Source organism: Acinetobacter sedimenti (genome assembly GCF_022601685.1).
GTDB lineage: Bacteria > Pseudomonadota > Gammaproteobacteria > Pseudomonadales > Moraxellaceae > Acinetobacter > Acinetobacter sedimenti.
On record NZ_JAKUML010000002.1, the window covers coordinates 121,371 to 141,317 of the forward strand.

General features: G+C 41.7%; 15 protein-coding genes. 6 read left to right on the forward strand and 9 right to left on the reverse strand.

All coding sequences use genetic code 11. The features are described 5' to 3' along the window. Positions 1 to 167: 167 nt before the first annotated feature. Positions 168 to 929 carry a hypothetical protein gene (locus MKI79_RS01650; RefSeq protein ID WP_241570332.1) on the forward strand — a complete coding sequence of 254 codons (762 nt, stop codon included), beginning with the start codon at positions 168 to 170 and terminating at the stop codon, positions 927 to 929. 200 nt (positions 930 to 1,129) lie between these two features. Here MKI79_RS01650 and MKI79_RS01655 read toward each other — a convergent pair whose 3' ends face one another. The 9 genes from MKI79_RS01655 to MKI79_RS01695 all read right to left on the reverse strand — a co-directional run bounded on the left by MKI79_RS01655 (position 1,130) and on the right by MKI79_RS01695 (position 13,862). Continuing rightward, positions 1,130 to 1,777 carry a response regulator transcription factor gene (locus MKI79_RS01655; protein ID WP_241570333.1) on the reverse strand — a complete coding sequence of 216 codons (648 nt, stop codon included), beginning with the start codon at positions 1,775 to 1,777 and terminating at the stop codon, positions 1,130 to 1,132. A gap of 205 nt (positions 1,778 to 1,982) precedes the next feature. Next, entirely contained in the window at positions 1,983 to 4,571 is a 2,589-nt protein-coding gene (locus tag MKI79_RS01660) for a TIR domain-containing protein (protein ID WP_241570334.1), read from the reverse strand. Between the two features lie 206 nt (positions 4,572 to 4,777). After that, positions 4,778 to 7,993, reverse strand: a complete 3,216-nt coding sequence (locus MKI79_RS01665; RefSeq protein ID WP_274619058.1) for an efflux RND transporter permease subunit — start codon at positions 7,991 to 7,993, stop codon at positions 4,778 to 4,780. Beyond that, the gene (locus MKI79_RS01670; protein ID WP_241570335.1) at positions 7,983 to 9,320 is read right to left on the reverse strand and encodes an efflux RND transporter periplasmic adaptor subunit; all 1,338 of its coding nucleotides are present in this window, start codon (positions 9,318 to 9,320) and stop codon (positions 7,983 to 7,985) included. Before MKI79_RS01670 ends, MKI79_RS01665 begins: the two co-directional genes overlap by 11 nt. A gap of 14 nt (positions 9,321 to 9,334) precedes the next feature. Then, positions 9,335 to 10,705 (reverse strand): TolC family protein, encoded by a 1,371-nt coding sequence (locus MKI79_RS01675; protein ID WP_241570336.1) that lies wholly within the window; start codon positions 10,703 to 10,705, stop codon positions 9,335 to 9,337. 132 nt (positions 10,706 to 10,837) lie between these two features. Further along, positions 10,838 to 11,263, reverse strand: a complete 426-nt coding sequence (locus MKI79_RS01680; protein WP_241570337.1) for a cation efflux protein, CzcI-like — start codon at positions 11,261 to 11,263, stop codon at positions 10,838 to 10,840. Positions 11,264 to 11,399: 136 nt separating this feature from the next. Beyond that, positions 11,400 to 11,663: a DUF6587 family protein gene (locus MKI79_RS01685; protein WP_241570338.1), complete on the reverse strand. Its 264-nt coding sequence runs from the start codon at positions 11,661 to 11,663 to the stop codon at positions 11,400 to 11,402. A 70-nt stretch (positions 11,664 to 11,733) separates the two neighbouring features. Next, complete coding sequence (feoB, locus tag MKI79_RS01690; RefSeq protein WP_241570404.1) at positions 11,734 to 13,581, reverse strand: ferrous iron transporter B; 1,848 nt, start codon at positions 13,579 to 13,581, stop codon at positions 11,734 to 11,736. Positions 13,582 to 13,607: 26 nt separating this feature from the next. Beyond that, positions 13,608 to 13,862 carry a FeoA family protein gene (locus MKI79_RS01695; protein WP_241570339.1) on the reverse strand — a complete coding sequence of 85 codons (255 nt, stop codon included), beginning with the start codon at positions 13,860 to 13,862 and terminating at the stop codon, positions 13,608 to 13,610. 276 nt (positions 13,863 to 14,138) lie between these two features. Here MKI79_RS01695 and xerD point away from each other — a divergent pair, with 276 nt between their 5' ends. The 5 genes from xerD (at position 14,139) to MKI79_RS01720 (ending at position 19,757) form a co-directional block, all read left to right on the forward strand. Next, positions 14,139 to 15,059 (forward strand): site-specific tyrosine recombinase XerD, encoded by a 921-nt coding sequence (xerD, locus tag MKI79_RS01700; RefSeq protein WP_241570340.1) that lies wholly within the window; start codon positions 14,139 to 14,141, stop codon positions 15,057 to 15,059. Positions 15,060 to 15,174: 115 nt separating this feature from the next. Next, positions 15,175 to 15,993: a DsbC family protein gene (locus MKI79_RS01705; RefSeq protein WP_241570341.1), complete on the forward strand. Its 819-nt coding sequence runs from the start codon at positions 15,175 to 15,177 to the stop codon at positions 15,991 to 15,993. Between the two features lie 128 nt (positions 15,994 to 16,121). After that, the gene (locus tag MKI79_RS01710; protein ID WP_241570342.1) at positions 16,122 to 17,426 is read left to right on the forward strand and encodes a homoserine dehydrogenase; all 1,305 of its coding nucleotides are present in this window, start codon (positions 16,122 to 16,124) and stop codon (positions 17,424 to 17,426) included. Positions 17,427 to 17,510: 84 nt separating this feature from the next. Further along, a complete protein-coding gene (gene thrC / locus MKI79_RS01715) occupies positions 17,511 to 18,656 on the forward strand; it encodes a threonine synthase (protein WP_241570343.1) in 1,146 nt (381 codons plus the stop codon). Positions 18,657 to 19,004: 348 nt separating this feature from the next. After that, positions 19,005 to 19,757 (forward strand): TorF family putative porin, encoded by a 753-nt coding sequence (locus tag MKI79_RS01720; protein WP_241570344.1) that lies wholly within the window; start codon positions 19,005 to 19,007, stop codon positions 19,755 to 19,757. Positions 19,758 to 19,947 lie beyond the last annotated feature (190 nt).

Consider the following 19,947-nt stretch of genomic DNA (forward strand, 5'->3'; position numbering starts at 1 on the left):
TACTTAAGTGAACAATTGTACACTTTCTTACAATTATACTAAGTTAATGATTTCAAAATATTAAAATACTCGAAAATACGTAGTTCATACTTTAGTCTAATATTATTGACTTTTTTCAAACACAACAATTAAGACATCCAATTCATTATGATTAGCAGGACGACCCCATGTATATCTCTCCAAATCATCACCCTGATGCAATGCAAAGCTTACAACGTCAATATGCAGAAAACTCAATCTTGCCGACGATCGACTGGCAGAGCCTCTCTGCACAGCAACAGCTCACCCCTGCGCAAATCACGGCATTAGATACGATTTATCAAAGTGCGATTCCACTTGCACTCACCGTCTTTAAACGCCTCAACTTTGATGTGTTTGCCCCTGCAGCATTTCACCCACAAGGTTTAGGACTATTTGATCAGCTGGCAAAACAAGAAGAACGCTTTATCGAAATTCTCAGCAATGCTGCCGAAGACCTTGATCATGATACACGCCATCAGATTTGGAGCATGTTGCTTCGTGGTGGTGCGGTGCTCGTGTTTAAAGTGTGGCTGGGCTTGGTCAAAACTGGTCAGCTTGGCATTGACCTTGTACAGTTCGATGAGCTATCTGACTTGCTTTGGATCAAAACCAAACCTGATACGCTTGCCAAAGCGCTGCGTGTCGATAGCGAGTCTAAGAATGAACATTTATTCTTGATTTATGAAGACAGCGTGTATTTGGATCGTTTTAACTGCTTAGAAACGGCACTATTGTTTAGTCAGCTTGGTGTCTATGACCCAGTGTTCCTGAGTATGCAAGATGAGCAAGTGGCACAATTCTTTATTGAAAAAGGCTTGGTGACTGAAGCGCAAATCGACGAACTGGAATGTGCAATGAATCCGCTAAACTGTGCTGATCAACGTGCAAAACAAGACTATCTTGTGTAAAAGCTGCCTTGTTTAAATGAATGATTGAATTTAAATGCGTTAAGGGGTTTGGGGACGAAGTCACCAATCTCATAAAAAACATCGCACTGCCAAAGGTGGTGCGTTGTTTTTTAATACGGGAATAAAGCTTATAAACAACTGAATTTACTAATCTAAATATATCATTTAGCCATGACAGTAAAAAAATACGAAGAATATTTTTAGAACTTCGGCTCTTCGATGGTCAATGCCCCAATCGCTAAAACCGCTTGCGTACGATTTTGTACGCCAAGCTTACGGAAGATCGCCGTGACATGCGCCTTAATCGTCGCTTCTGATACATCTAGCTCATAAGCAATTTGCTTATTCAACAAACCTTCCGCCACCATCATCAAAACACGGAACTGCTGTGGCGTCAGCGACTGAATCTTATCAGCGAGTTCGGTTTCACTGGCTGCACGTGGATCATTCGGATGATGCGCCAAGTTTGGTGGCAACCAAATATCACCCTCTAAAACCGCTTTGATCGCTTCGCCAATATTGGCAGGTGGCGCAGATTTTGGGATATAGCCCATCGCACCATGCGCAATCGAACGCTGAATAATATTGGCTTCTTCATGTGCCGATACGACGATGATCGGAATCGTCGGAAACTGCGAACGCACATGCACCAAAGCAGAAAAACCCGATGCACCCGGCAAATGTAAATCGAGCAACACCAAATCAGGCTCTGCACCTGTTTCTAGGCGTTGGTACAACTCGGCAACGGATGCCGTTTCACTAATCGAAGCTTGTGGCAGATTATATCGAACCGCTTGGATCAAAGCATGTCGAAATAAGGGATGATCATCAACAATGAGAATGTTCATAGAAAAATTTGGTTCCATCCAAAGAGCTGACGACAAAAGGGTATTTGTCGTTCACCATAAAATACAATAAAAAGAATTGTTTCCGCTAGTTCTACCTACAATTATTTACATTGAATCAATTTTCATTGCATCGTCGCTTAACGTTGAACACACATTAAACCATCGCTCAAAAATAGTACTAATAAAATTGAAGCTTCATAATTGTTTAATTTATTTGCTTTAAAGCGGTGTTTGTTGTAGCTCTGATTTGATCTCTGACTTTAATATTTAAATTATCCTGTATCCACTGCTTATCTTTGTATTCCACCTCATGAAGATACAGATGCCCAACCACCAATTGACGCATTAAAGAATAAACCAAGGTGTTGCTTTCATTTTCTTTTTTTATTTTCTTAATTAATGATTTTGGAATATCTTTTTGTATAATTAATCTAGAATATAAATTTATTAGATTATAGGCAGGTGTATTTTTTTGATCTACGAGGTTTTCTGATATTTCTAATAATTGAGAATGTGCTGTAGATTTAGAAACCAATTGTATTATATACATACAAATACTAAAACAAACTTGGTGTATTATTTTTTCTGCAATTTTTACTGCATCATCACCTGATATTTTTTCTTTCTCAGATATAATGGATTTTATAAATTCTTTTAAATCACTTTCAGCATCTTTAAAAATATTTAAATAAAAGTTAAGAACTTTAAGCCCATTGTCATACCCAACCATTAGAATATCTTTTAGATCATCTCTATTGATCGAAGAATGCCTATTCTTGGCAATTTGACCTAATACCTCTATACTTTTGATAGAGGATGTAGCTTGTTGAAAAAGTGTAAAATCCAAAGATTCACTTAGACTATCTTTTGTTATTTCAATTTTATCTTCATGAGATGTGAAGTTTATAAAATCAGAGTCTTCATCTGCATCCATTTTTCTGTACAGTAATTCTCTTTGCTCTTCTGAATTCTTATCTTCATATACTATTTTTTGAATTTCCTCTCCAAGCAAACCTTTAAAATCCTTAATAGCATCTAAATCCATATCAAATGATCTCACACCATCCATTAAACATATAGCATGGCTAAGAATTTCTTGAAGGATGTTTGTTGAGCGTAAGTGATGAACCAAAAATATCAATATATTAGCTTTATTTTCGTTATGCATATTTTTGCATAAAGAAATTATTTCAGGGTTTAACTCAATAGCATTATCAGCTAAATGCTTTGCACAGCAAAAATAATATAAGTATTTTTGCGAGAATTTCATATTCAGATCATTCCCATAAACAATAACTCCAGAATCAAATAAAACATCTTTAATATTTCTCGGAGATATATACTTCTTATCGTATTCAAATATTATTATTTTCAACTCCTCATCCGAAAAATACTCTAAATTATGAGAAAACAAATAATATGCCAAATATGATAAAAAATTTAAAATTCCATCCAAATCGTTTGTTAAGGATATTTTTGCTTTCTTCAACATCCCTGTAAGTAATACATAATAGCACTGACCATAAGATGTAAGCTGATAATTATTGCCAGTACTCATATTTTCTAGGGTTTGTATTATTGTAAGAATATAAATTGGTCTAGAATCCATGATGTTTTTTTTCATTAAAGTATCAAAATGACTTGCCAAAGCATCAACTTTCTTATACATCACATTATCTATTTTAATGATTTCATTGTCTTCACCTATTTCATACCATTTTTTATAGAGTTCGTTTCTTTTTGCATATCCAAAATTGAGTATTTCTACTTCTTGAAATTTATATTTAAGATACTTATTGCTATTCATAAAAAATTTACTTTTATCTACGAATATAAAAACCTTAAAACAGGAATCTGTGACTTTTCTTAAGAAATCATCCAAATATGAGTCTTTTAAGTTTAATTTTGAAAAATCATCAATCAATAAAATTGTTTTTTCTTTACTCAATTGAAAATTTAAGCCATATTTTTCATTAAATATACTAATCAGTTTTTCAAGTTCAGTTGTTCTATTATTTTCAAAATTCACTGTGACTGGATAGTAACCACTGTCCAAATAATCACTTGCTAGCCTCTTCATCAAAGATGTCTTGCCTGACTCCTCCCCCCCTAGAAAGTATAAAAAATCATATTTTTCAACTATCTCTTTAACACTCCACTTATATTTATTTATTGCATTATTATCATCAACACATTTTATATCAGGATAAATAAAAATATCATTCAAACTTAAAAAGTCTTTTTTTGCATGCTTAATAACTATTCCTAAGTCATTTAGATAGCTTTGATACGAAGTTGTTTCTACACTCTTAGTGACCACGCTAAATGAATTTTTTTTTTCTAATTCATGTTGCATATTTTTTATTAACTTTGCCAACTCGTCAGAAACATCGGTATAAACATCATCTTCATCATCCCACTTGACTATAGGTTGAGCATCTTTTGGTTGACATTTTAAATCTGAAAAGACCGTATGATCCCAGTTACACTTTCTCAAAATCACTGGAAATATATTTGCTTTTCCAACTTGACGTTGATCCAATGCATACTTTAACTCTTTTTCAATACAGTAATCTGATGCTAAATAATCCGAACTAATCAGGCATACAAATATAGAACTTTTTTCTTGTGCATTTCGTATAGATTCGTTTAAAGACTCACCTGTTAAAATTTCACCGTCATGCCAAAGTTCAACTTGATAGCTACTTAAAATTGGTTTTATATACTTCAAGAATTTATTTTTATACTCATCATCTTCATGACAATAACTTAAAAATATTTTTACTTCAGTCATTTCAAGATCACCTTATAATTTTTTGACTTCACTAAGTATGTATAGGAGTTAGAAAACCGTATTCAGACTGTTTCTGTATGAACCTACCCAGTAAAATAACATCTCCTTCAGATTTAACAAATCATTATTTTATTTCAAGTTATTTAAATTTATTCCTAGCTCCACCTTGCAAGAAATTTAACATTCTTCGCAAGGTGGATTTGGTCTTATAAAGTTTCCTTGCTATGTTTTTTAGTATTCATCCAACGATAGAACACAGGCAACACCACCAAAGTCAGTAAGGTTGAGGAAATAATTCCCCCGATCACCACCGTTGCCAATGGTCGCTGAACTTCTGCACCTGTCCCAGTGGCAATCGCCATCGGAATAAAGCCAAACGATGCCACACACGCCGTCATTAACACAGGACGTAAGCGCAGGATTGCCCCTTGCCACGTTGCCTCAACGATCGACATGCCTTGCTCTCGAAGCTCCCGCATAAAGCTGAGCATCACCAAACCATTCAGCACCGCCACACCTGACAAGGCGATAAAGCCAACACCTGCCGACATGGAGAGCGGAATATCACGAAGCCACAGCGCCACCACACCCCCAGTCAAGGCAAACGGTACGCCCATAAAGACCAATAGGCTTTGTTTGACATTGGAAAATACCGCCATGAGCAAAACAAAGATCATGATCAATGCCAATGGAATCACGATCTGCATGCGAGCTTTTGCCGAAGCGAGATTTTCAAACTGACCGCCGTACTCAAGCCAATAGCCTGACGGCAACTCTTGCTTGGATAAGGTACTTTGTATCTCTGCCACAAATGAACCGAGATCACGTCCTTCGACATTGGCTGTAATGACAATTCGTCTTTTACCATTTTCACGACTGACTTGGTTGATACCCATGATATTTTCGACCTCTGCCACATCTTGCAGTTGGATTAAACCACCATTCGGCAATGCAATCGGTAGTTGCGCCAATTGCGCCACAGTGCGCTGTGCATCATCAAGGCGCACCACGAGGTCAAAACGGCGATCGCCTTGTAGCATTTGCCCGACATTTTCACCACCAATACTTGCCGATACGATGTCTTGAATATCACGACTCGATAGTCCGTACTGCCCTGCGAGATCACGATTCACCGCCACATTGAGTAGTGGTAAACCCGATATTTGCTCAACATTGACCGCTGATGCACCTGAGATTTGCTTGATTTTATCAGCGATTTTCTCTGCCTCTGTACCAAGCACTTCCATATCATCGCCAAATAGTTTGACCCCAATATCACTACGCACACCTGAGATTAACTCGTTAAAACGTAGCTCAATCGGCTGTGAAAATTCACTATTATTCCCCGGCAAAGTGGCAAGGAAAGCCTGCATCCGATTGCGTAAATCATCGAGGCTTTGTTTCGAATTTTCCCATTCAGACTTTGGTTTTAAGATAATAAAACCATCAGAAATATTCGGTGGCATCACGTCAGTGGCGACTTCTGCCGTCCCTGTGCGAGAGAATACGGCTTTGATTTCAGGAAATTCTTTCAGGAGCAACTTTTCAGTATTTTCCTGCATGATCAAGGACTGATCTAAACCTGTACTTGGCGCACGCAATTGTTGTACCGCAAAGTCGCCCTCTTGCAACTGCGGTGCAAACTCACTGCCCATTTGGCTAAACAGCACTGCGGTAAAAACCAGTACACAGCTCACGGTCGCCACGACGAAATATTTAAATTGATACGCCCAGTCCAAAATCGCCAAGTAACGATTTTTTAACCACGCCATCCAACGACTTTCTTTTTCTTTCACTTCACCTGTGACGAATAATGCCACCGCCGCAGGGACGAAAGTCACAGAAAGAATCATCGCACCAAGTAGCGCAAGCACCACGGTAAATGCCATTGGGTGGAACAGTTTGGCCTCTACACCTGTCAAAGCGAAGATGGGCAAATACACCACCATGATAATGGTTTGACCAAAGATCAGCGGACGGCGAGCTTGCTTTGCAGCGAGGAAGACTTCTTTAAAGCGCTCTTGTCGTGTCAGGATTCTGCCAAGATGCTTTTGCTGTTCTGCGAGTCGTCGGATACAGTTTTCCACGATCACCACCGCACCATCGACGATAATCCCGAAATCCAGTGCGCCCAAACTCATTAAGTTGGCACTGACTTTTTGCTCTGCCATGCCTGTTAAGGTAAATAGCATCGACAGTGGAATCACGCAGGCGGTAATTAATGCTGCACGGAAATTCCCAAGGAAAATAAGCAAAATGACGATGACTAAGATCGCCCCTTCGACAAGGTTTTTCTGCACCGTTGCAATGGCTTTTTCCACCAGTGTGGTACGGTTATAGACCGTTTCGATCCTCACGCCTTTGGGTAAAGACTGTTGAATTTCTTTGACTTTTTGATCGAGATCAATGGCGACGCTACGGCTATTTTCGCCCATCATCATCATTGCCACACCCAACACGGTTTCTTCACCGTTGTAGGTTGCAGCACCTGTACGCAGATCATGACCGATCGACACCGAGGCGATGTCAGCTACTCGAATCGGCACACCCGGACGCTCACTCACCACCACATTTGCAATATCCTCGACCGAGCCCAATGCCCCCGGTACACGCACGGTAATTTGCTGACCATTTTCCTCGATAAAGCCTGCACCACGATTTTCATTATTGTCTGACAACGCAGTTTGCAAATCGTCAAGACTGATTTGCAGTTGTTGCATGGTATTAAAATCTGGCGACACCACATAGGTTTTATTAAAGCCACCGATGCTGTTGATCTCCGCCACACCTTCAACACGTTGTAGCTGTGGACGCACCACCCAATCTTGCAACTCTCGTAAATCCATCGCCGTGTATGGTGTGCCATCGTCTTTTTTCGCATTAGGCTCTGCGAGTAACACCCATTGATAAATCTCACCCAATCCTGTGGAGATCGGTGACATTTTGGTTTCGACTTGTTCAGGCAAATCACCCTGCGCCTCTTGTAGACGTTGATTGATTTGCTGTCTTGCCCAATAGATATCCGTACCATCTTCAAAGACAATGGTGACTTGCGACAAACCATAACGTGAAATCGAGCGGGTATATTCCAGCTTTGGCATGCCTGCCATGGCGGTTTCAATCGGATAGGTGACCCGTTGCTCCATCTCTAGTGCAGTAAACCCATTCGCTTGGCTATTGATCTGCACTTGGGTATTGGTAATGTCAGGTACAGCATCGATCGGGAGTTTTTGATAACTCCATACCCCGACCACGATCCACACTACGACAAAGAGCATTACCCAAATGGCATTATTGATGGAAAATTCAATCAGCCGATCAAACCAACCTTCTATTGGCAAATCGTGAAAGTCATCTTTAGATTTTTGCTGATCTTGAATTGCTTTCTTGTCTTGAGTTTCGGAGTCAGGATTAGTGTGCATGCGCCGCCTCTCCTTTTTCCAATTCAGATTTCAGCAAGAAGCTACCTTGACTGGCATAGCTTTGATTTGCTGTTAATCCTTTACGCACTTCAACCCATTGTTGATCGCTTGACTGCTGTGCTGTAGATAAGCTCCCTAAGTCTATCTCTTGTGGATAAAACTCCACATTATCTCCATGCTGTGTCGCTACAAACACCACATTTTTACCATCAATCTGTTGTACCGCTTGCTTCTGTACACGTAGCACTTGTTTGCTCGATGAGGTCGGCAGATTCACACTGACTTTCAGATTTGGACGCAGTGCCATGTCTTTTGACAACACCACCGCACGAACTTGTAAGCGCCCTGTGGCTTGATCGGCTTGACTGGCAAGTGTTTGAATCCGAGCTTGATACGTCTGACCATTTTGTAATGCAGTAAATTCAATCTGCTGATTTGGCGCAAGTTGAATGTTTTGCTGTGATGGTAAAACAAACTCAAGCCACAGCTGACTCAGCTCATCAATCACGAAGAGTTGATCTGCAAGTTGCACGTATTCACCAACCATAATGTCTTTATTCGAGATCACCCCAGACATTGGCGCAGTCAAGGTATAGCGACCATTCGAGCTTTTTGCCCCGCCTAATGCCTGTATCTGACTTTGCGCAACTTTTAACTCGATCTGCGCTTTACGATAGGCGTTTTCAGCACGTTGATAGTCTTGCTTTGCCGAGACACCTTGTGACCACAGTTGTTTTTCACGGTTGTATTCTTGTTGAGCAAGTTGCAGATTGCTTTGTGCCAGTTGTACATTTGACTGTTGCCCAACCAAATCAGGCGACACAATGGTGGCCAAACGTTGACCTTTGCCCACACGTTGTCCAAGATTAGCATTCACCGATTCAACACGCCCTGAAAACATCGAAGAAACGTGCGCTTGTTGGTCAGTATTGGTCACCAGCATGGCAGGTACCGTCGTGGTCTCATTCACCACACCAACGCTCGTTCTGGCAATCGTTACACCTTGCTGTTGGAGTTGTTGTGTCGTGAGTTCGATTGCGCCTTCACTATGCCCTTCTTCGGTCGCCGATTCTCCTGAATGGCTATCTTCTGAATTTTCACCTTCAGAATGCCCTTCTTCATCGTGATTTTCGTCAGCGTGTCCTTCTTCGGCATGCGCCTCTTCTGCACCATGACCATGACTATCTTCTGAGGCGGTGTCAGGTTTTGAAAATAACAAAAATGCGCTAATCGCAGCCACGGTTAAGCCGATCACCAGTACAATGAGTAGCGCTTGAGAGACTTTGCCAAACTGCGATGTTTTTGCTGTCATGTTTAAATTTTTCATTTGAATTTCCATTGTTATTCTCCCGCCCCAATCAGTTCATTATTTTGAATCGCCTGCCAAAAGGCTTGATTCATGTTGTGTAGCGCATCGGCTTGGGTGATTTCTTCCAACGCAAAGCCTTGGCTGATACTTTGCAGTTCGATATAGCTTTGCCATGCTTGACCAAGCACATCGATTTTTTGCAGACGGGTTTGTTGTAACTGTTGCGTCGCTTGCTGTACGTCGGTGACGGAGAGTTTTCCTGCTCGGAAGCCAAGCATCACTTTCTGCTGTACTTGCTCTGCCAAAGGCACTTGCACTTGATCGATTTGTTGAAATTGCGTTGACAATCCATCAAGCTGATCAAGCAAGCTTTGAAGCTTCAACTCAGCTTGCTCAAGCTGATAGCGTTGTTGTTGCGCAAGACTAGTTTGCTTTGCCTGCACCATCGCTGACTTATACTGATTACTATTAAACAGATTCAGCGGAATTTCCACGCCCACATTGAGCCGAGTGTTGCTCTCTTGCTCAGGCGATTTGTCTTGGGTCATACCCAATAGCAAAGTGGGCTGAGGACGAGCCGCTGACTTGAGCATGGCAAGCTCGGCATAACTTTGCTTGCTTTGCAGTTGCAGATTTTGCGTGAGCCAATTGTTTTTCGACTGTGCTAGGACTTGATCTTCCGACCATTTTGGGAAGATATTTTCCACAGATAATGCAGAAGCATTCATCATGTTTTGACCGAGAGATCGCTCGCCCCAAAGTGCGGATAAATTCTGCTTGGCTGTCTGCAACTGCTGGGCAACTTGCTGTGCCTGACGTTCATCCGCAAGCACACTCATTTTGATACGATCAACATCGACTTGCGCAATTGCGCCTGCTTGATAGCGTTTTTGCGTGGCATCCAAGATTTGACGACTGGTAGCAAGTTGTTGCTCGGTGAGTTGATGCTCTAATTCGCCAATCACCACCTGCGACCAGAGATAACTGACGATCAATTCGAGCTTGGCACGATAGATCTTTTCATGGAGTTCGATTTGCGCATTGGATAGTTTTGCAAGATTTTGTCTCGCCTGACGCACGCCGAAAATATCCAAAGGCTGAGCAATACCAATACTCAGTTCACGTTCTTGATCATTAGCAAAACCAGTTTGTTCAATGCTCAGACTTGGATTTTGCCACAGTTGACTTTGTGCAAGATTGGCTTGACCAATCTGTTGTTGTGTTTGCCATAACCCTGTTTGCAACTGATATTGTAGTGTTTGATCTATTGCCTGACTCAGACTATGAGTCTGTTCATTTTGATTTGAAATTGAAGCTTGAATGGATTGATTCTTCGTCGAATCGCTTGGTATCTCTGTATTATCTGCATAAGTATTCGATGCACAGATTACAGCCATAGCCATGCACAATGCCTTTAAAGAATAGGTTTGACTTTGATCTTTGAAAACTTTCATATGTATTCCCACTATTTTTAATACGAAACTGCTTTTAACTCGGTTAAAAACGTCGTGGTGGGAATGTTGAGGCTACCCCACCTATAGCGGGGATGAAAGCGGTGGTGGCGTGATCGAACCTAGATCAGGAGATTGATATAGATTGTTCCAAACAAACTGTGGTGTACGGCTCATCTGAAACGCATTCGACTGCACAATCTCTGCAAGTGTGTCTTGGATCAAAATATGATTCATCGACGGCAAGTGATCGTGATGATCTTGGGAAAGGTTCAGCTGATTTTCGCTGAGCTTGTTTTGCGTATCATTGCTCTGCTTGGCTTGATCATGCGAATGGCTTTGATCTGTATGGCTTAGGCATTCTTCTAAGACTTGATGATGCCCAAAATGCGTTTTATGAACTTGTGAAAAATCGACAGATTCATGCTGACAAAATGCCGCTGCCACATTCCAAGCACTTTGGAATATGAACAAACTCATCATAATCAAGATCAGTGGCAGTTTTTTCATGTCAAATTTTTTATATCGTCGGTGAAATTCAGCGCAACGATTCGCTATAGGTGAACACAACAGAGTGCTTAGATTGTAAACAAGATTAGGAAATGTGCAAAACAAATCTGTGATTATTTTCACAGATTTGCAAAAACTACTTCCATTTTACCGTTTGGATTTCAATTTTTTGGGCTGATTTTCCATCACTTGGATCGTTCTCGGTATCACAACCACACCCGCCACCACAGCCAACGGGCGCTTTAGGTGCAAGCCATTTTGCAAGGGTAGACCATCCTCGATTCTGACTAAAGTTGGAAAGCGCAGAAAATGTTTTCTTTGCCGTATTTGGAAAAACTTTTTTAAATACGACCAACACACTCCACAATACCAGTAGCGTAATAATCAGCATCTCAATCATGATTTTTCTCCCATGACCATTCTCCAAACAGAGTTTAGGTAAATCGTACTGTGAAAGTTTTCACTTCCAATTAACCTAAATTAAAAACACGCACGGCGATTTGATAAACAAAGAACGACATCAAATATGCCAAACCGAATAAATACACCGTCATGACCGCCACATTGCGCCATGAGCCTGTTTCACGACGTACCGTTGCTAAGGTCGCTAGACAATGTGGTGCATAGACGAACCACACCAGCAATGCCAAACCTGTCGCCAATGACCAACCTGAACCATCGGCACTAATCAGTGCTGCCAAACCTTCTGCCTGTGCATCTTCATCACCTGAAAGTGCATACACCGTACCGAGTGCCGCCACTGCAACCTCACGTGCCGCCATCGCAGGAATCAAGGCAATACAAATCTGCCAATTAAAACCAATCGGCGCAAAGAACGGTTGCATCCAATGTCCAAGCATCCCTGCAAAACTATAATCAATCGCAGGCATGGTCGCATCGGCAGGCGGTTGTGGGAAAGTACACAAAAACCACAGCAAAATCGACAAGGCAAAAATGATCCCACCAACACGCTTTAAGAAGATCATGCCGCGCTCATAGACACCGATCAGAATATTTTTCCAATCAGGAATACGATAGCTCGGTAGCTCAAGCATTAAGGCATGCTCAGACTTATCTCGGCGGAACAACTTGACGACATAACTGACAATCAACGCACTGACAATGCCTGCCATATACAGACCAAACAGCACTAAACCTTGTAAATTGAAAATCCCTGCCACCATCTGCTGTGGAATAAATGCAGCGATCAACAAGGCATAGACAGGCAAACGTGCCGAACACGTCATCAGCGGTGCAACCAAAATCGTGGTAAAACGATCTCGTGGATCACTAATCGTTCGTGTCGCCATAATCCCAGGAATCGCACAGGCAAAGCTTGATAACAATGGAATAAAGGCACGACCGCTTAAACCTGCTTTAAACATCAACTTATCTAGCAGAAATGCAGCTCGTGGCAAGTAGCCCGATTCTTCCAAAATCAAAATAAAGAAGAATAAAATCAAAATCTGTGGCAAGAATACGACCACGCCACCTGCACCGCCGATAATCCCATCAACCACCAAACTTTGTAATAATGGATGCGAAATATTTGCACCTATCACTTCGCCAAGCCAACCAAAGAAAGTTTCAATGGCATCCATAAATGGACCTGCCCAAGCAAAAACCGCTTGGAACACCACAAACATCAGCACTGCAAGACTGAGCAAACCCAACACAGGATGTAAAAATAATTTGTCGAGGAACGTGGTGCGACTATCTTCTTGTACAGCAGAAGTCACGGTCACGCCAAGTAGCTCATCAATCGAATCGTGAATGCTCGACTGTACTTGATAGGTCGGGACTTTAAAGTCACTTTTATCTAAAGAATTTAAAAGATTTTGCACGCCACCTGTGCGTACAGCAACCGTTTCAACCACACTGACACCCAGCTTTTCAGACAGTGCTTGCGCGTTAATCTGCATGCCACGACGACGAGCTTCATCCATCATATTCAAGACGATCAACATTGGGCGTTGTAATGCCACGACTTCTAATAATAAATTCAAATGCAATTTTAAGTTGGTCACATCAATGACCACTAATAGCGCATCTTGCTCGGCTTCACTTTTCAGCACGCCTTGACAGACATCACGAGTGATCGCCTCATCTGGACTGGTCGCTTCCAAGCTATACGCACCCGGCAAATCCAAAACCCGCACATTACGACCAGATGGTAGACTAAAATGCCCTTCTTTACGCTCAACCGTCACACCTGCGTAATTAGCGACTTTCTGACGTGTGCCTGTTAGTTGGTTAAAGAGTGAGGTTTTGCCACAGTTTGGGTTGCCGACTAAGGCGACACGTAGCATGTCATTCATGGTTTGTTCGCTCATGCTCGTGTTCCTTAAACTAATTCCACTTCGATACGTTCTGCTTCATTACTGCGTAGTGCAAATCGGGTAAATCCGATCTTGATCAGCAATGGCTCTCCACCAAAAATACCACGAGTCAGCACCTCAACTTTTTCGCCTGTAACAAAGCCCAAACTGGTTAGACGCGTTGCGATCGCATCTTTTTCGTCAGCAACTTCTTGAACCAAGTGATGATGCACTTGGGTAATTCGAGCAATTTGATTGGATTTGAGTTGAGATAAACGCACGGCACAGCCTTTTGGATGGATGTAAAATGTTAATCACACAGTATAAATATAAATGAGAATTTTTTCCATTACAGTTTGAGAAAGAATGCTTGCTTTTTTTGCACAATTTTGATGCACTTTGTTTTTATTCAATGTGAAAAGCAATTTTTAAATTTTGAATTGCACTAACTCTGACTTTCTCTTAACCTGTTTTTTTTGAGTGAACACTTTTTACATCGCTCAATTCTTCATACGCTTCATTTTTCCGATTGAACACTATTTTATGCTGAATCAATTATGCTGAATGCTAAAAAAGTCCGTACACCAACCCCTGTTAGCATTCCACAAGAATTTAGCTATTTACAGGGTTTTCGGGATTATCTAATCAGCCATAGCAGTAGTGTACATACTCGTAATGCTTATCTATCTGATCTGATTCTCTGTGCAAAATGTAGTGACGTGGCAATTCCTGATTGGAGCGCAGAACACGTTCAAGCCGTTTTGTTAAAATTGACCGAACAAGACAAAAGCCCTCGTTCGATTGCACGTGCCATGTCCGCATTACGACAGTTTTTTAAGTTTTTACGTGAAACAGGTATTCGCCAAGATGATCCATTGGCTGAGCAAAAAACACCACGTCAAGGGCGACCATTACCAAAAAATTTATCTAATGTTGAAGTCGAACAACTCATTGATGCGCCTGACACTTCAACGGCTTTAGGACTGCGTGACCGCACCATGCTTGAAGTGTTGTATGCCTGTGGACTCCGTGTCAGTGAACTGATTGGCTTGCAAACCCAAATGCTGAATCTGGAGCAAGGCTTTGTCCGTATCAAAGGCAAAGGCAACAAAGAGCGACTTGTGCCACTTGGTGAAATTGCCATTGATTGGATTAAAAAATATCTACAAAACGCACGACCTGAACTTTACAAACATTCCACCGATGCACTCTTTCTCACCCAACATGGCGGTGTGATGTCACGCCAAAACTTTTGGTATGCAATCAAACGCTATGCCCTGCAAGCCAATATTCAACAAGACATTTCACCGCACGTTTTACGTCATGCCTTTGCCACGCACTTGCTCAATCATGGTGCAGACTTGCGGGTGGTGCAGATGCTTTTGGGGCATGCCAATTTATCTACAACTCAGATTTATACCCATGTTGCTCAGGCACGTATGCAACAACTGCACAAACAACATCACCCACGTGGTTAAGGTACAGCCTGTTAACATCTCACACATTCTCACATCGTATATTTGCTAGGCAGTGATCTTGCTTTTTGCTATATTATGCGGTCATTCCAATTTGAATTTGATTCATAGGCAATTTATGCAATTGTTGAAATTTGCGCTCAGCGCAGTATTGATGGGTAGCTTGTTCAGTGTAACGGCATGCTCAAAAAAAGATGCCGAGTCGTCTAGTAATAATGAAATTACCGCAACTACTCCTGTTTCAGGCGAAGCCTCGACTTTGACTGAGCGCAATGCACAACAACGCTTTATCACCACTTTACAAGCCAACTTTGACAAAGCAGGCTTAAAAGCAAAAATCATCAATGTCAAAGCCACTGAGATTCCAAACTGGTTTTGGGTAACCTTAGAAGGTTTCCCTGCGGTGTTAGCAAGTAGCGATGGCAAATATATCTTTCAAGGTGACATGATTCGACTTGGTGAAAGTGCAATTCATAATGTCAGCGAAGACTTGCAAGCAGGTGATAACAAAGCTGAATTTGCCAAACTGAAAAAAGAAGACTTAATCGTCTACCCTGCCAAAGGCAAAACCAAGCATGTGATCTATGTCTTTACCGATGCAAGCTGTCCGTATTGCCATAAGTTGCATGAGCATATGGATGAATTTAACAGCAAAGGCGTGGAAGTCCGCTATATCGCTTGGCCTCGTGGTGAGCAGTTTTTCCCAACGATGCAAAGCATTTGGTGTAGCGAAGATCGTAAATCAGCATTTAATGCAGTTATTTCAGGATTACCAGTCGTGGCAAATGAGTGTCAAAACCCTGTGATGGCACAGTATCAGCTCGGTACGAAGATCGGGGTCAATGGTACGCCTGCGATTTACAGTGAAGATGGCCGTTATTTGGCAGGCTACATTGAGCCTGATGCTCTGTTACAGCGCTTGAATGAAAAACGCTAATTTTCCTAAGCTGATTTTTAAAATCAGCTTTCTAAAAAATAATGCAACTAAAGCGATCTAAAGCTAGAGTCTAGGTCGCTTTTTCGCTATTATTTCAACAATTTTTAAATAATTTTTTGGAGTATGACGTGAAACCAGTTCGTCTGGCTATACTTGGTTTGGGTACCGTCGGTGGTGGCGTTCTTGAATTATTACAAATCAACGCCGCAGAGATTAAACGCCGCACAGGTCGAGAAATTCAAATTACCCATGTCGGCACACGTCGTCCTCGTCCAGATTTAAATCTTGATCCAAGCATTCAACAATCTGAAGATTTACTTCATATCGCACGTCAGTCTGATGTGGATGTCGTGATCGAAGTCATGGGCGGTATTCATCCTGCCAAAGAAGTGCTATTGGAAGCGATTAAAAACGGTAAGCATATTGTCACTGCAAATAAAGCATTACTTGCAGAACATGGTAATGAACTGTTTAAAGCGGCGGATGACAATAACGTGCAAATCGCTTATGAAGCGGCGGTTGCAGGTGGTATTCCCATCATCAAAGTGATCCGTGAAGGTTTGGCTGCAAACCGCATTGATTGGGTTGCAGGGATTATCAACGGCACAGGCAACTTTATCATGACAGAAATGCGTGAAAAAGGTCGTGCTTTTGCCGATGTGCTCAAAGAAGCACAAGAGCTTGGCTATGCAGAAGCTGATCCGACTTTTGATGTGGAAGGCATTGATGCAGCACACAAGCTTGCCATGCTTGCTTCGATTGCATTTGGTATGCCACTGCAATTTAGCAAAGTCTACACCGAAGGCATTAGCAAAATCACTGCACAAGATGTCAAATATGCCGAAGAATTTGGCTATCGTATCAAACACTTAGGTATTGCACGTCGTGCTGAAACAGGCATTGAGCTTCGTGTACACCCAACACTGATTCCTGAAGAAGAACTTTTGGCAAATGTGAATGGTGTTAAAAATGCCGTGCTCGTCCAGTCAAATGCCGTTGGTCCAACACTGTATTATGGCGCGGGCGCAGGTGCAGGACCTACAGCGTCTGCCGTCGTTGCTGATATTATTGATATCGTTCGTGATATTAGCTATACCGAAGATGGTGCGGGGACAATTCCGCACTTTGCTTTTGAAGCCTTGTCAGATTTGCCTATCCTTAGCCGTGAAGAAATGACCACTGGTTACTACATCCGTGTCAATGCCGAAGATGAAACTGGTGTACTTGCAGATGTCACCACGATCTTGAGCCGTGCAGGGATTAGTATTGATGCGATCATGCAACAAACTCGCTTAAAAGATTTAATTCCGATCGTGATTTTGACCGATCCAATCAAAGAGTCGATCATGGATGCAGCCCTTGCACAAATCCAAGCCTTACCTGCGATTCATGGCGAAATTGTGCGAATTCGTTTAGAATCTTTAGAAATTTAATTTATTCGTTTATTACACACCAAGTCGAGGCGAGATCGTTGAAAACCGCCTCAATGACTCAAAGCCACTCATTGGAACACCATCATGTCGAATGCCAATCGTTATACTGGTCTAGTTGATCGCTATCGTGATCGTTTGCCTGTATCTGCTACTACTCGTGCTATCTCCCTCGGTGAAGGCAACACGCCTTTGATCAAACTTGAGAATATTCCACGTTTGATTGGCAAAAATGTCGAGATTTATGTCAAATACGAAGGTCTGAATCCAACAGGTTCATTTAAAGACCGTGGTATGACCATGGCGGTGACCAAAGCCGTTGAAGAAGGTTCAAAAGCGATTATCTGTGCATCGACTGGTAATACCTCTGCTGCAGCTGCAGCTTATGCGGCACGTGCTGGTATAAAAGCCTATGTATTGATCCCTGAAGGCAAAATTGCTATGGGTAAAATGGCACAGTCAATGATGTACGGTGCGATCACCATGCAAATCCGCGGCAACTTTGACGATGGTATGCGCTTGGTGAAAGAAGTTGCAGATCAAGCACCTGTAACCATCGTGAATTCAATTAACCCGTATCGTTTGCAAGGTCAAAAAACCATTGCTTATGAGATCGTCGATGAGCTTGGTCGTGCACCAGATTATCACTGCCTACCTGTCGGTAACGCAGGGAACATCACTGCGCATTGGATGGGCTACACCGAAGCGGTTGCCAACCAGTCTGCGGATCAATTTGAACAAGTCATCTATGATGCAGCTACTGATCAATTCACAGGACCAAAACCTGAAGGTCGTCCAACCATGGTTGGCTATCAGGCTGCAGGTGCTGCGCCGTTCTTACGTGGTGCACCAGTGGAACAACCTGAAACTGTCGCAACGGCGATCCGTATTGGTAATCCACAAAGTTGGAATCATGCCAAAGCCGTGGTACGTGACTCAAATGGTTGGTTTGATGAATTAACTGATGCAGAAATCTTAGATGCACAGCGCATGCTATCAATGTATGAAGGTGTGTTTGTAGAGCCTGCATCGGCAGCTTCAATCGGCGGTGCAATCCGTGATATTAAAGCAGGTAAAATCGTCGAAGGTTCAGTGATTGTGTGTACAGTGACGGGTAACGGTCTAAAAGATCCTGACACTGCAATCAAACAATGTGCCGATGCCGTGATGCTCACCATCAATGCCACATTGGATGATGTCAGAACATCAATCCTATCAAATATGGAAAAATAATTTTCCATGCTTTGCTCAGAAGAAAATACTTAAAAAGCCAACCAACTGCGGTTGGTTTTTTTTATTGCATCGTGCAGAATATAAACTGTATAAGAATAATTCCTATTTACAAACAATTTGATACAGTTTGATTTGTTTTGGTGCAAAATCAATAAATCGCCCAATATTTGTGCAATACAATAATGCTTCAAAGTTGGTTTTGTAAGTTATTGCAGTTTTATTGCAAAGAAATAAGATAAAACAGTAACTTAATAAAGTTGGCACGCCCTTTGCTATTTCAATAACAAGTTCAGAGTCAAATCATTTCGATTTGAACATTTGTAATAAACAGCTTGGGGGAATACCAACATGAACTTTAAACTTTCTACATTAGTGGCTGCATCTTTACTCACTTGTGCAAGTGGCTTGACTATGGCAGCTGAAAGCGATGTATCATTCTCTGGTACAGCTGCGATGACAACTGATTACCGCTATCGTGGTATTTCACAAACGGAAAATGATCCTGCTGTACAAGTAGGCTTCGCTTTAGCACATGCTTCTGGTGTTTACGGTGGTGTTTGGGGCTCTAATGTTGGTTTTGCAAACTCTTTAGAATTAGACCCATATTTAGGTTATAGCACTGAGCTTTCTTCTCTTGCATCTAAGCCTACATTAGATGTTGGTGTGTGGTATTACGGTTACCCAAGTTCATCTGATTCAAACTGGGCAGAATACTATGCACGTTTGACATTTGGCTCAGTATTTATGGCTGACGACAGCTTGTACACCAATGTGAACTATGCAAATGACTTCTTGGGTGATGATGCAGAAGGCGACCAATGGTACCTCAATGCCGTATATTCTTTCCCTATCGCTAACACTGGTTTTGGTGGCGTAGCAAGCTTAGGTTATACAACAACTTCTGATTACGAATACGATGCTGAAGGTAGCAACGATTATCTAGATTGGAAACTTGGCGCAACTTATGGCTTTAAATCTGTAGAAGGTTTAACAGCTGAACTTGCTGCTGTTGGTACAGACATTGATACTGACGGTCTAGATCATGCAAGCAAGCGTATTGTTGACACTGGTGCTGTATTTACAATTACTAAAGCATTCTAAGTTGTAAATACCATAGGCTAGAAAATTAGCCTTGTGATAAAAAAATCCTGTCTTACTTAAAGGCAGGATTTTTTTATGGAGAATTGGTTCTAAATACGACTTGGCATGTTAAATGCTTAATATTTATATCGAATAAAGATGGTTTGAATAGATTAAAAAGAATGATGGAATTAAGAATCCGATAACCGTT